Origin of the sequence: Ancylobacter sp. (genome assembly GCF_965249975.1) — a bacterium.
Lineage (GTDB): Bacteria > Pseudomonadota > Alphaproteobacteria > Rhizobiales > Xanthobacteraceae > Ancylobacter.
Genome location: NZ_CBDFNE010000003.1, coordinates 160,470 through 172,995 on the forward strand (window position 1 = coordinate 160,470; position 12,526 = coordinate 172,995).

Sequence of the window (12,526 nt, forward strand, 5' to 3'; positions counted from 1 at the left end):
GATGACTTTGCCCGTAACCCCCGCCGATGTCGCCGCCGCACGCAAGTTGCTGGATGGCGCGGTGCTGCGCACGCCTACCCTGCCGGCGCCGCGCCTTTCGGCGATTACGGGCGCGCATGTCTATGTGAAATACGAGAACCTCCAGGTGACGGCGAGCTTCAAGGAGCGCGGCGCGCTCACCAAGCTCTCCAGCCTGTCGCCGCAGGAGCGCGCCGCCGGCGTCGTTGCCATGTCGGCCGGCAACCATGCGCAGGCGGTGGCCTATCACGCCGCCCGGCTCGGCATCCGCGCCACCATCGTGATGCCCAAGCACACGCCGATCGTGAAAGTGGCCGCCACCGAAGCGCATGGCGCGCGGGTGGTACTGCATGGCGAATCGGTCGGCGACGCCTCGGAAGAAGCGGACCGCATCGCCCAGTCCGAACATCTGGTCTGGGTCCACCCCTATGATGACCGACATGTGATCGCCGGCCAGGGCTCGATCGCCGCCGAGATGCTGGAGGACGCGCCCGATCTCGATTCGCTGCTCGTGCCTGTTGGCGGCGGCGGCATGATTTCCGGCATGGCGGTCGCCGCCCGCGACATGCGGCCGGACATCGAGATCGTCGGCGTCGAGACGCGGCTTTACCCCTCCATGTGGAACGCGCTGCACCAGCAGTCGCTGCCCTGCGAAGGAGCGACGCTGGCGGAAGGTATCGCGGTGAAGCAGGCGGGCACGCTGACGCGCGAACTGGTTTCGGCGCTGGTCTCGGATGTCGTGCTGGTGGGCGAGCCGACCATCGAGCGGGCGGTGAACCTGTTCCTGACCCAGCAGAAGACGCTGGCCGAGGGCGCCGGCGCGGCGGGCCTCGCCGCCCTGCTCGCCGATCCCGACCGCTATCGCGGCCGCAAGGTCGGGCTGGTGGTGTCGGGTGGCAATATCGACCCGCGCATCGTCGCGTCCATCATGATGCGCGAGCTGGAGCGCGAGGAGCGCATTGTCTCGTTCCGCTTCTCCATGCTGGACCGGCCGGGCGAACTCGGCATCATTGCCAGCCTGCTCGGTGGCCTCGGGGCGAACATTCTCGAAGTGGAGCACAAGCGCCATTTCCTCGACGTGCACGCCAAGGGCGCGCGGCTCGACGTGACCGTGGAAACGCGGGATCGCGCCCATGCCGACGAGGTGTACCGCGCGCTCATCGAGAACGGCATGGATGTGGTGCGGGTGGACTGGCAGTCCGCCAGCTGACCGCGAGCGGCGCGGTGCCCTTGCCGGCGCCGCGAACGGGCCCCACCTGACGCTCCGGGAGGAAACCGGCATGTTCGACACCAGTGATGACGGGGCGGTGCGGCCCTATGCCTTCGATCCGCTCGTCGAGCCGGAATATTTCCGCGGCGTGCTGTTCCGCCGCTTCGTTGCCTTCATCATCGACACGGTGCTGATCTGCGTGCCGGTCGGCATGGCGGCGCTGCTGATTTTCGTCTTCGGCTTCCTCACTTTCGGCCTCGGCTGGTTCCTGTTCAGCCTGCTGGGGCCCGGCTATGTGGTGTGGGCGCTGGTCTATGTCGGGATTACGCTCGGCGGGCCCCGCTCCGCCACCATCGGCATGCGGGCCATGGGCCTTGAGATGCGGCTGTGGCACGGCGCGCCGATGACCCCGATGCTGGCGGTGGTGAGCCTGGTGCTGTTCTGGGTGTCGGTGAGCGTGTTCACGCCCTTCGTCACCGTCATCGGCCTGCTCAACCGCCGCAAGCGGCTGGCGCACGACTTCATCATCGGCACCGTCGTCACCAATAATGACGAACGGGCCGGCGAATTGCGCGGCTATCGCTGACATTCGCGTTGAAGGGCGCAGCCAGACTTTGACGTCGCGCCCGCGTCGCGCGATCCTTGCTGCCTTCGCAATGTGAACCCGCCGTGACCGAACATTCGCGCAACACACCGCAGTTCTACCTGACCGCTCCCTCGCCCTGCCCCTATCTGCCGGGCCGGCTGGAGCGGAAGGTCTTCACGCATCTGGTCGGTGAGCGCGCCACGCAGCTCAATGACGTGCTGACCCATGGCGGCTTCCGGCGCAGCCAGTCCATCGCCTATCGTCCCGCCTGCGAGCAGTGCCGCGCCTGCGTCTCGGTGCGCGTCTGCGTCGATGATTTCCGCGAGACGCGCAGTTTCCGCCGCGTGCGCCAGGCCAATGCCGATCTCATCGGCGACATCCGCGCCGCCATCCCCACGGCCGAGCAATATTCGCTGTTCCGCGGCTATCTCGACAGCCGCCACTCCGATGGCGGCATGGCCGATATGACCGTGCTGGACTACGCCATGATGGTGGAGGACAGCCATGTCCGCACCCGGCTGATCGAATATCGCCGCCACGGGGCGGGAACAGCGGTCAGCGGGCGCGGCCAGGGCGCGCTCTACGGGGTGGCGCTGACCGACGTGCTCGCGGACGGCCTGTCCATGGTCTATTCCTTCTACGACCCCGAAGAAATCAGCCGCTCGCTCGGCACCTATATGATCCTCGATCACATCGCCAAGGCGAAGGCGATGGGGTTGCCTTTCGTCTATCTCGGCTATTGGGTCGAGGGGTCGGACAAGATGAGCTACAAGCGGCGCTTCCTGCCGCAGGAACGCCTCGCCCCCTCCGGCTGGCTGCGGGTGGAGGAGTAGGTCGCCCGGCTGTCATATGACAGAACGATGCCGGCGCGGCGCCGGCGTCATCGGAATGTGACGTTGCGGAACTAGCTGTCTGGAACGCTTCCAACCCGGAGCGGGACAGATTGCCGGAGCCCCCCATGACCGACAACTCCCTCGACCCCGTACACGAATCCCCCTTCCGCACCAGCCTTCTCGAAGAGGCTGACGGCGCGGGCAGTAACCCGACGCTCAACCCGACCATGGGTGAGCTGATCTCGATCCGCTTCTCCCGTCGCGGGCTCCTGAAAGGTTCGCTGGCCGTTTCCGCCATCGCCGCCACCGTCGGCCCGGCGGCGCTGCTGACCGCCGAGAAGGCGCAGGCCGCCACGGATGGCGCCGCCGCCAATGGCTCGGCCTTCCGCTTCGTGGAGGTCGAGGCCGGCGTCGACGAGACCCATCATGTCGCCGAAGGCTATGACGCCGAGGTGCTGCTGCGCTGGGGCGACCCGCTTTTCCCGGGCTCCCCCGCCTTCGACCCGAAGAACCAGACCGCCGAGGCCCAGCGCCGGCAGTTCGGCTACAATAACGACTATGTCGGGTTCATCCCGCTCGGCGGCTCGTCCGCGCATGGCCTGCTGGTGGTGAATCACGAATACACCAATGAGCACCTCATGTTCCCCGGCATCGTCAGCGTCACGGAGGGCAAGCTGAAGGTGGCGCCGGCGGACAAGGCGCGCGTCGACATCGAAATGGCCGCGCATGGCGGCACCGTCGTCGAAATCCGCAAGGTCGACGGCAAATGGCAGGTGGCGCGACGGCGCGCTCAACCGCCGCATCACCGCCACGACGCCGATGCAGGTCACCGGCCCGGCCGCTGGCAGCGACCGGTTGAAGACGACGGAAGACCCGACCGGCACCAAAGTGCTGGGCACGCTGAACAATTGCGCCGGCGGCGTCACGCCCTGGGGCACCTATGTGATGGCCGAGGAGAACTTCCACGGCTACTTCCTCGGCAAGCTGCCCGAGGGCCACAAGGAGGCCGCCAATTACAAGCGCTATGGCGTCCCGGAGGGCGCCTATGCGTGGGGCAACATCTACCCCCGCTTCGACCTCGCCAAGGAGCCGAATGAGCCGAACCGCTTCGGCTGGATTGTCGAAGTCGATGTGAACGATCCCACTTCCGTTCCTAAGAAGCGCACCGCCCTCGGCCGCTTCAAGCATGAAGGCGCCGAGTCGATCGTGGCCAGGGATGGCCGCGTCGTGTTCTATCTCGGCGACGATGAGCGCTTCGACTATGTCTACAAATTCGTCACCGCAGGCACGTTCAACCCGAATGATCGCGCCGCCAATATGGACCTGCTGGATTCCGGCACGCTCTATGTTGCCAAGTTCGACGCCGACGGCGCGCTGGAATGGATGCCGCTGGTGTTCGGCCAGGGCCCGCTGACCGCCGCCAACGGCTTCGCCCGCCAGGCGGACGTGCTGATCGAGACACGCCGCGCGGCCGATCTGCTCGGCGCCACCAAGATGGACCGCCCCGAAGACGTTCAGCCGAACGGCGTCAACGGCAAGGTCTATGTGATGCTGACCAACAATACCCGTCGCAAGGACGAGCAGGTCGACGCGGCCAATCCCCGTGCCAAGAACGCCTTCGGCCATATCATCGAGATCGCCGAGGCGGATGGCGATTTCGCCGCCACCAAGGGCCGCTGGGAAGTGCTGCTGAAATGCGGCGACCCATCCGTCGCCTCGGTCGGCGCGTCCTTCTCCACCGACACCACCCGCAATGGCTGGTTCGGCATGCCGGACAATTGCGCGGTCGATTCCGCCGGCCGGCTCTGGGTGTCGACCGACGGCAATAGCCCCAAGGACACCGGCCGCACGGATGGTCTGTGGGCGGTGGACACGGAAGGCGGTGCGCGCGCGACCTCCAAGCTGTTCTTCCGCGTGCCCGTGGGCGCCGAGCTGTGCGGCCCGCTGTTCACCCCGGACGACCGCACCGCCTTCGTCGCCGTGCAGCACCCCGGTGATGGCGGTACCGACTGGGCGCCGTTCGGCCGGCCGTCCTATTATGAGGACCTCTCCACCCGCTGGCCGGACTTCAAGGACGACATGCCGGTGCGACCGGCCGTGGTGGTGATCACCAAGAAGGATGGCGGCGTCATCGGCTCGTGAACCGAGCCCTACCGCAGGCCTCAAGCCCTCTCCCCACAGGGAGAGGGCATTTTCCGCACATCTTCTTCAGGGTTTGACGAGCGGGTGCCGCTCCCCGCGCGCGTCAGCCGAACCTGTTGTTGCGCGGAAAACCCTTGGGCGGCAGGCGGCCGGCGCCGGCGCGCTCGCCGCGCCATTCCGTGAGATCGGTCACGGTCCAGGTGCGGCCGGACGTGTCGGTCCAGGTGAGACCCTCGGCGGCGGCGAAGACCTTCACGTCGCTCATCGCGCCGTCCTTGTAGCGCTGCAGCCGCACGCCGCGCCCGCGGGTCATTTCCGGGATCTGGGTCAGCGGGAACACCAGCAGCTTGCGGTTCTCTCCGATGACCGCGACGCTGTCGCCCGTCGCCACCACGACCTTGGCCGCCTCCTGCGCGTCGACGCCCAACACCTGCTTGCCCTTGCGGGTATTGGCGAGGCAGTCATCCTCGGACACGAGGAAGCCCCGCCCCTCCTTCGCCGCCACCAGCAGGCGCCGCCCGCCGACATAAGGCAGCACGTGGAGGATATCCGCCTCCTGCTCCAGTTCGATGGACAGCCGCAGCGGTTCGCCATGGCCGCGCCCGCCTGGCAGTTTCGAAGCGTCCAGCGTGTAGAAGCGGCCATTGGTGGCGAACACCAAGAGCTTCGCCGTCGTCTCGGTGAAGAAGCTGATCTTCAGCCGGTCGTCGCCTTTGAACACAAGCGAGGAGAGATCGGCGACGTGCCCCTTCAGCGCGCGGATCCATCCCTTTTGCGACACCACGACGGTGATCGGCTCGCGCTCCACCAACGCCTCGATCACCGCGTCCGCCTTGTGGGCGGACGCCTCGCCGAAGGTGGTGCGGCGGCGTCCGAGCGGGGTGTCGGGCGCGAAGCGCTTGCGCGTCTCCGCCAGCTGGCCGGCGACGGCCTTCCACTGGCGCGTCTCCGAGCCGAGCAATTTCTCCAGCCCGTCCTTCTCCTTGGAGAGGGCGTCATGTTCCTTGCGGATCTCGAATTCTTCGAGCTTGCGCAAGGAGCGCAGGCGCATGTTGAGGATGGCTTCGGCCTGCACATCGGTCAGCCCGAACCGGGCCATCAGCGCGGGCTTGGGCTCATCCTCCTCGCGGATGATGCGGATCACCTCGTCGAGATTGAGATAGGCGATGAGGTAGCCGCCCAGCACTTCCAGCCGGTGCTCGATCTCCGCGAGGCGGTGGCGGGAGCGGCGCAGCAGCACCTCGCGGCGATGGTCGACCCATTCGCGCAGCGCCTCCAGGAGACTCACCACCTTCGGCACTTGCCCGCCGACCAGCACGTTCATGTTGAGCGGAAAGCGCGTCTCCAGCTCGGTGACGCGGAACAGGCTTTCCATCAGCAGTTCGGCGTCGACATGTCGCGCGCGCGGCTCCAGCACGAGGCGCACATCCTCGGCGCTCTCGTCGCGCACATCGGCGAGAAGCGGCAGCTTCTTCTCGTTCAGCAGGTCGGCGATCTTCTCCACGAGGCGCGATTTCGGCACGCCATAGGGAATCTCGGTGACGACGACGACATAGGTGCCGCGCCCGGTCTCCTCCTTCTCCCAGCGCGCCCGCAGCCGGAAGCCGCCGCGCCCGGTGGCGTAGGCGTCGGCCATGGAGGACGGCGATTCGATGATGACGCCGCCGGTGGGAAAATCCGGCCCCTGGACGAATTTCAGCAGGTCGTCCGTGGTGGCGTTCGGGTTCTCGATCAGGTGCAGGCTGGCGTCGATCAATTCGGCCGCATTGTGCGGCGGGATCGAGGTCGCCATGCCCACAGCGATGCCGGTGGAGCCGTTGGCCAGCAGATTGGGGAAGGCGCCCGGCATGACGACGGGTTCTTCCGTCGTGCCGTCATAGTTCGGGCGGAAATCGACCGCGTCCTCATCGATGCCGTCGAGGATCAGCCGCGCCACCTCGGTGAGGCGAGCCTCGGTGTAGCGCTCGGCGGCGGCGTTATCGCCGTCAATATTGCCGAAATTGCCCTGCCCGTCGACCAGCGGGTAACGCTGGGAGAAATCCTGGGCGAGGCGCACCATGGCGTCATAGATCGCCGCGTTGCCGTGCGGGTGGAACGAACCCATCACGTCACCGACGATCTTCGCGCTCTTGCGGAAGCCGCCGCCGGGGTCGAGCCGCAACAGGCGCATGCCGTAGAGAATGCGGCGATGCACGGGCTTCAGCCCGTCGCGCGCATCCGGCAGGGCGCGGTGCATGATAGTGGACAGCGCATAGGCGAGGTAGCGCTCTTCAAGCGCCGCCTTCAGCCCGATCGGCTCGATCGTGCCATCATCGGTCGGAATCGGTGGCTCACCCATGCCCCTTGCTACAGCGAAGCGCACGGCGGAACAAGACGCGAACGCGCGGCCGCAAAGCTATCCACCGGGCCGTTTCAGCGCCGCGAGCAGCGAGGCGCGGGCATCGGGCAGGGGCAGGCCGCGCGGATCGAACACACGGCGGGCGAGGAAATGACCCGTCAGCGCGAAAGCTGCCTCGACGTCCTCCGCCAGCGGCGGCTCGGCGACCTCGGCGATGAGGAAATAGGGCAAGGTGAACAGCTGCGCCTGCCAGGGCGCGCCGGCGTCCCGGCTCACCGCGCGGCCGGATTTCGGCGAGACATAGAGCAGGTCGTTGCGTCCGCCCGTGGCGGCGCAGCGCTCAAGATCGAGGCCGAAGCCGAGTTCGGCCAGCATGGTCAGCTCGAAGCGCGCGATCATCATGCCGGTCAGCCGTTCATGGTCGAGATGGGCGACCATGGTGGCAAGCATGGCGTGCAGCGCCGGGTGCGGATCGCGCTCGGGCAGCAGGCGAACAAGACTGCCAATGTGGCTGAGCGCGAAGGCGGAATGAGCGCTGGCCATAAGCCGTCCGGCATGGGCGGCGGTCACTTCCAGCGCGAAGGTGCCGAGATGTTCGTCGAGCCGCGCGTGCCAGTTCGCGCGCACCTCATTGCCCGGCTGCAGCGCCGCCGCCTGACGGCGCGAGCCGCCGCCGCGCACCAGGCCGAGATGGCGGCCATGCGCGGCGGTCATCAATTCGACGATGGCATTGGCCTCGCCGTGCCGCCGCACGCCGAGAATGATGCCCTCGTCGGACCACTCCATCGGGCGGCCTCACTCCTGCGGGAATTCCAGCCCCATCTCGCGGTAGCGGGCGGGGTCGTCCGCCCAGTTCTCGCGCACCTTGACGAACAGGAACAGGTGAACCGGGGCCTCGACGATCTCGGTCAGTTCCTTGCGCGCCGCCATGGAGATGGCCTTGATGGTCTCGCCCGACTTTCCGAGCACGATCTTCCGCTGGCTTTCGCGCTCAACGAAAATGGTCTGCTCGATGCGTACCGAGCCGTCCTTTCGCTCCTGCCAGGAGTCCGTCTCGACCGTGGAGCGGTAAGGCAGTTCCTCATGCAGCCGGTGAAAAAGCTTCTCGCGGGTGATCTCGGCCGCGAGCGAACGCATCGGCGCGTCGGAAATCTGGTCTTCCGGATAGAGCCAGGGGCCGAGCGGAAGCAGCTGCGCCAGCCATTGGCGCAGTTCCTTCAGCCCGTCGCCGGCCAGCGCCGAGACCATGAACAGCCGGTCGAAGCTGATGAGTTCGGCGACCTTGGCGGCGAGTTCGAGCAGGCTCTCGCGCTTCACCAGGTCGATCTTGTTGAGCAGGATCGCGCGCGGACGCTTCACATCGGCCAGCCCGCGAATGATCGCCTGCACGTCCTCGGTCAACCCGGCGCGAGCGTCGATCAGCAGCACCACGGCGTCGGCATCGCCCGCCCCGCTCCAGGCGGAGCGCACCATCGCCTTTTCCAGCCGACGCTTCGGCGCGAAGATGCCGGGCGTGTCCACCAGCACGATCTGCGTCGCGCCTTCGATCGCGATGCCGCGCACCAGCGCGCGGGTGGTCTGCACCTTGTGCGAGACGATGGACACTTTGGTGCCCACCAGCGCGTTGGTCAGCGTCGATTTGCCGGCGTTGGGCGTGCCGATAAGCGCGACGAAGCCACAGCGTGTGGTCTCGGCCATCGCGTCGGGTGTTTCTTCGATGGTGTCGTTCATGGTGTGACCCGTTGGAGAAACGCCGCAGCGGCGGTCTTCTGAGCGTTCTGCTTGGAGGAGCCGGTCGCCTCGACCGGCTCGAAGCCCGGCACGTCGACGGCAATGCGGAATTCGGGATTATGGTCGGGCCCGGAACGCTCGACCAGCCGATAATGCGGCGGTGGCAGGCCCCGCCCCTGCGCCCATTCCTGCAAGGCGGTCTTGGGGTCGCGGGCGGAACTGCCGGGCGTGGAAAGCCGGATGCGCCAGAAGCGCTCCACCATCGCTTCCGCCGCGGCGAAGCCGGCGTCGAGATACACCGCCGCCAGCACCGCCTCCACCACATCGGCAAGGATGGCGGGGCGTTCGCGCCCACCGGAGCGATCCTCGCCGGCGCCGAGCCGCAGATGCGGACCGAGCTCCATGGCGAGCGCCACCTCGGCACAGGCGTCCTCACAGACGAGATCGGCCAGGCGGCGCGACAGCTCGCCCTCCTCCGCCTGCGGGAAAGCGCGGTAGAGCATGTCGGAGACGATCAGCCCCAGCACGTGGTCGCCGAGGAATTCAAGCCGCTGATAGGAGCGCACCCGCGCCTTCGAACCCTGCACGCCGGTGACGGCGCTGATATGGGTGAGCGCGAGCCGCAGATGCGCGCGGTCGGCGAAGACATGGCCGAGCGCCGCTTCCAGCGCCTCCAGGCCGGCGTCGTCGGCGACGCGGTTCTTGCCGCGCGTCATCGCACGAAGGAGAACAGACGGTCCCAACGCACCGTCCACGGCCACTTCCAGAACTGCCAGGCCGCGTCGCCTTCCTTCACCGAGAAGAAGATGATCTGCGCGCGGCCGATCAGGTTCTCATAGGGCACATAGCCGACCTGGCTCAGCACCCGGCTGTCGGTGGAATTGTCGCGGTTGTCGCCCATCATGAAATAATGGCCGGGCGGTACCTTGTAGACATCGGTATTGTCGTAGAAGCCGTTTTCGACGAGATCGAGCGTGTAGTAGCTCACGCCATTGGGCAGCGTTTCGGTCCAGCGCTTCACGCGCTCCACCCGGCCATTGCCCTCGTCGTCCATCCAGTAGCCGGCATCCTCGCGCTTCACCGGCACGCCGTTGATGTGCAGCAGCCCGCCGATCATCTGGATTTCGTCGCCGGGCAGGCCGATCACCCGCTTGATGTAATCGGTGCTCTCATCGCGCGGCAGCTTGAACACCACCACATCGCCGCGATTGGGCGTGGAACCGAGAATGCGCCCGTCGAACAGCGGCGGCGACAGCGGCAGGGAGAAGCGGCTATAGCCATAGCTGTATTTGGAGACGAAGAGATAATCGCCGACCAGCAGCGTCTCCTTCATGGACCCGGAGGGGATGTTGAAGGGCTGAAACAGAAAGGTGCGGATCAGCAGGGCGATCAGAAACGCCTGAAGGATGACCTTCACGGTTTCGCCGAGGCCGCCTTCCTGCTTCTTCGGTTCGGTGGTGGACGTCATGTTGCCTTCCGGTGCGCTCAGCGGCACGGCATGCGCCGCGCAAGGCGGCCGTGCGGCTCCTATAGCCGCTCAAACCAGCGGCGGCAACGCGCCCCGCTCACGATCGCACGAGGTGACGCGCCGGCAGGGCGGCTTATCCGCCGCTGGAGATCGGCACCGCGCTGATGATGACGAAGGCCTGCGCCAGCGGGCCGTCATCGGTGATGGTCAGGTCGATGCGCGCCTCATGGCCGGCGGGCGTCATGGCGTCGAGGCGCGCCTTGGCGCCGCCGGTGAGGTTCATGGTCGGCCGGCCGGAGGGCAGGTTGACCACGCCCATGTCGCGCCAGAACACACCCTGCGCCAATCCGGTGCCGAGCGCCTTGGCGCAGGCCTCCTTGGCGGCGAAGCGCTTGGCGTAGCTCTCGGCCCGACGGGCGCGGCGATCCGACTTGGCGCGCTCCACCGGGGTAAACACCCGGTCGAGGAAGCGCTCGCCGTGCCGCTCCAGCACTTCGGCCACGCGCCGCACGTCGGTGATATCCGAGCCGATGCCGAGGATCACGCCCTGCTCTCCCTCACGCCGCCTGCGGCGCCCCGATACGGGCCCGCCCGCGCGCCATGGCTGTGCGCATCTGGCGCACGGCCCCCTCCAACCCGATGAAGATGGATTCGCCGATGAGGAAATGGCCGATATTGAGTTCGCGGATTGGCTCGACAGCCGCCATCACTTCCGCCGTGGCGAAGTCGAGCCCGTGGCCGGCGTGAATTTCCAGCCCCAGCGCGCTGCCCTGCCCCGCCGCAGCGATCAGCCGCGCCAGTTCGGCCTCGGCCTTGTCGGTCTCGCCGGCGGCAAGGAATTCGCACCAGGCGCCGGTGTGAAGCTCAATCACCGCCGCGCCGATATCGGCGGCGCGCGCGATCTGCTCGGCGTCCGGCGCCACGAACAGCGAGACGCGAATGCCGGCCGCGCCGAGCTTTTCCACCTTGTGGGCGAGATCGATGCCGCCGCCAATGACGTCGAGGCCGCCTTCGGTGGTGCGCTCCTCGCGCCGCTCCGGCACAAGGCAGGCGGCATGCGGGCGCTGTTCCAGCGCTATCGCGACCATCTCGTCGGTCGCCGCCATCTCGAAGTTCAGCGGCACTGTGAGCTGGTCGCGCAGACGCCGCATATCGCTGTCGCGGATATGGCGGCGGTCCTCGCGCAGATGCGCGGTGATGCCGTCGGCCCCGGCGGCGCAGGCCAGCTGGGCGGCGCGCACGGGGTCCGGCAGGTCGCCGCCGCGCGCATTGCGGATGGTGGCGACGTGGTCGACATTCACGCCGAGGCGGATGGGGGGAACGAGGGGGGTCACGCCTTCACCCCCTGAATGCCGCGCGAACCCGGCTTCACCGCCGGCAGCGCCGCCAGCTCGGGCGGGAGCGCATCGGCGGGATAGGCGGGAATATCGAGTTTCGCCAGCGCCACCAGCGGCACGCCGAGATCCGCCTTGCCGTTGGAACGGTCGATGAGGCAGGCGGCGCCGACGACATTGGACGTGTGCTCAGCGATGGCCGCGAGGCATTCGCGGGAGGACAGGCCGGTCGTGATGATGTCTTCCACCATCAGCACCTTGGCCTCGGGCGGAATGGTGAAGCCGCGGCGCAGCTGGAAGGTGCCGCCTTCGCGCTCCACGAAGACGGCCATGGCGCCGAGCTGTCGGGCCGTCTCATAACCGGGAACGATGCCGCCGACGGCGGGCGAGACCACATAATCGATCTTGCCGAACGCGGCTTCGGACTTCTCTGCCAGCGCCTTGCACAGGCGCGCCGTCCGGACGGGGTCCTGGAAGATGAACATCTTCTGCAGGAAGACCGGGCTGCGCAGGCCGGAGGAGAGAATGAAATGCCCTTCCAGCAGCGCCCCCGCCGCACGGAACTCGGCCACCACCTCGTCTTGTGTCATCGCGAAAGCCCGGAGCAGGTTACGGAATGGGTGGCGTGATAGCCCATAAGGCCGGCCGCGTCACCCGTCCGTCACGTCTCAGGCCCTGGCGACCGATCCCTCGCGCAGCGCGCGGCTGCGGGCTTTTGCACAGGCCAGCGCCGCCTCGCCGGCAAGCTGTTCGACACGGGCGCTGGCGACGCGGTGCGCATCGCCGGCCAGCCGCCCCCAGAACGCCTTGGCGGCACCCGAAACGATACGGACATTGGCCTGAATCTGTTCGGTCATCGGTGTCTC

The 12,526-nt window shown here is 67.3% G+C and carries 12 protein-coding genes and 1 pseudogene; 4 read left to right on the forward strand and 9 right to left on the reverse strand.

Features of this window, described 5'->3' with window-relative positions; genetic code table 11:
* Position 1: 1 nt before the first annotated feature.
* From ACP2AH_RS00875 to ACP2AH_RS00890, 4 genes and pseudogenes are all read left to right on the forward strand, one after another.
* Positions 2–1,228, forward strand: coding sequence for a threonine ammonia-lyase (locus ACP2AH_RS00875; RefSeq protein WP_425104103.1), 1,227 nt, complete (start codon positions 2–4; stop codon positions 1,226–1,228).
* Between the two features lie 70 nt (positions 1,229–1,298).
* Positions 1,299–1,814: an RDD family protein gene (locus ACP2AH_RS00880; protein WP_425104104.1), complete on the forward strand. Its 516-nt coding sequence runs from the start codon at positions 1,299–1,301 to the stop codon at positions 1,812–1,814.
* Positions 1,815–1,897: 83 nt separating this feature from the next.
* Positions 1,898–2,647 (forward strand): arginyltransferase, encoded by a 750-nt coding sequence (locus tag ACP2AH_RS00885; RefSeq protein WP_425104105.1) that lies wholly within the window; start codon positions 1,898–1,900, stop codon positions 2,645–2,647.
* A gap of 125 nt (positions 2,648–2,772) precedes the next feature.
* Positions 2,773–4,789 (forward strand): annotated as a pseudogene (locus ACP2AH_RS00890) (PhoX family protein).
* Positions 4,790–4,892: 103 nt separating this feature from the next.
* On the opposite strand, the gene parC reads toward ACP2AH_RS00890, so the two are convergent.
* From parC to ACP2AH_RS00935, 9 genes are all read right to left on the reverse strand, one after another.
* Positions 4,893–7,127, reverse strand: a complete 2,235-nt coding sequence (parC, locus tag ACP2AH_RS00895) for a DNA topoisomerase IV subunit A (protein WP_425104106.1) — start codon at positions 7,125–7,127, stop codon at positions 4,893–4,895.
* 57 nt (positions 7,128–7,184) lie between these two features.
* Positions 7,185–7,913 (reverse strand): DNA repair protein RecO, encoded by a 729-nt coding sequence (gene recO / locus ACP2AH_RS00900; protein ID WP_425104107.1) that lies wholly within the window; start codon positions 7,911–7,913, stop codon positions 7,185–7,187.
* A 9-nt stretch (positions 7,914–7,922) separates the two neighbouring features.
* Entirely contained in the window at positions 7,923–8,858 is a 936-nt protein-coding gene (gene era, locus ACP2AH_RS00905; RefSeq protein ID WP_425104108.1) for a GTPase Era, read from the reverse strand.
* Positions 8,855–9,574 (reverse strand): ribonuclease III, encoded by a 720-nt coding sequence (rnc, locus tag ACP2AH_RS00910; RefSeq protein WP_425104109.1) that lies wholly within the window; start codon positions 9,572–9,574, stop codon positions 8,855–8,857. The genes era and rnc overlap by 4 nt, the downstream gene beginning before the upstream one ends.
* Complete coding sequence (gene lepB / locus ACP2AH_RS00915) at positions 9,571–10,326, reverse strand: signal peptidase I (RefSeq protein WP_421697702.1); 756 nt, start codon at positions 10,324–10,326, stop codon at positions 9,571–9,573. The genes rnc and lepB overlap by 4 nt, the downstream gene beginning before the upstream one ends.
* Before the next feature lie 133 nt (positions 10,327–10,459).
* Positions 10,460–10,870, reverse strand: coding sequence for a holo-ACP synthase (gene acpS / locus ACP2AH_RS00920; protein ID WP_244376715.1), 411 nt, complete (start codon positions 10,868–10,870; stop codon positions 10,460–10,462).
* Positions 10,871–10,883: 13 nt separating this feature from the next.
* Positions 10,884–11,660, reverse strand: coding sequence for a pyridoxine 5'-phosphate synthase (locus ACP2AH_RS00925; protein WP_425104110.1), 777 nt, complete (start codon positions 11,658–11,660; stop codon positions 10,884–10,886).
* A complete protein-coding gene (gene pyrE, locus ACP2AH_RS00930) occupies positions 11,657–12,250 on the reverse strand; it encodes an orotate phosphoribosyltransferase (protein WP_425104111.1) in 594 nt (197 codons plus the stop codon). The genes ACP2AH_RS00925 and pyrE overlap by 4 nt, the downstream gene beginning before the upstream one ends.
* Before the next feature lie 78 nt (positions 12,251–12,328).
* On the reverse strand, positions 12,329–12,517 hold the full coding sequence (locus ACP2AH_RS00935) for a CsbD family protein (protein ID WP_425104112.1): 189 nt from the start codon (positions 12,515–12,517) through the stop codon (positions 12,329–12,331).
* Positions 12,518–12,526: the final 9 nt, after the last annotated feature.

Excerpts from the sequence above, each read along its gene's own strand:
- ACP2AH_RS00880 (WP_425104104.1), top strand. The coding sequence starts at position 1,299 with ATGTTCGACACCAGTGATGACGGGGCGGTGCGGCCCTATGCCTTCGAT.
- parC (WP_425104106.1), bottom strand. The coding sequence starts at position 7,127 with ATGGGTGAGCCACCGATTCCGACCGATGATGGCACGATCGAGCCGATC.
- pyrE (WP_425104111.1), bottom strand. The coding sequence starts at position 12,250 with ATGACACAAGACGAGGTGGTGGCCGAGTTCCGTGCGGCGGGGGCGCTG.
- recO (WP_425104107.1), bottom strand. The coding sequence starts at position 7,913 with ATGGAGTGGTCCGACGAGGGCATCATTCTCGGCGTGCGGCGGCACGGC.
- ACP2AH_RS00935 (WP_425104112.1), bottom strand. The coding sequence starts at position 12,517 with ATGACCGAACAGATTCAGGCCAATGTCCGTATCGTTTCGGGTGCCGCC.
- ACP2AH_RS00875 (WP_425104103.1), top strand. The coding sequence starts at position 2 with ATGACTTTGCCCGTAACCCCCGCCGATGTCGCCGCCGCACGCAAGTTG.
- rnc (WP_425104109.1), bottom strand. The coding sequence starts at position 9,574 with ATGACGCGCGGCAAGAACCGCGTCGCCGACGACGCCGGCCTGGAGGCG.
- era (WP_425104108.1), bottom strand. The coding sequence starts at position 8,858 with ATGAACGACACCATCGAAGAAACACCCGACGCGATGGCCGAGACCACA.
- lepB (WP_421697702.1), bottom strand. The coding sequence starts at position 10,326 with ATGACGTCCACCACCGAACCGAAGAAGCAGGAAGGCGGCCTCGGCGAA.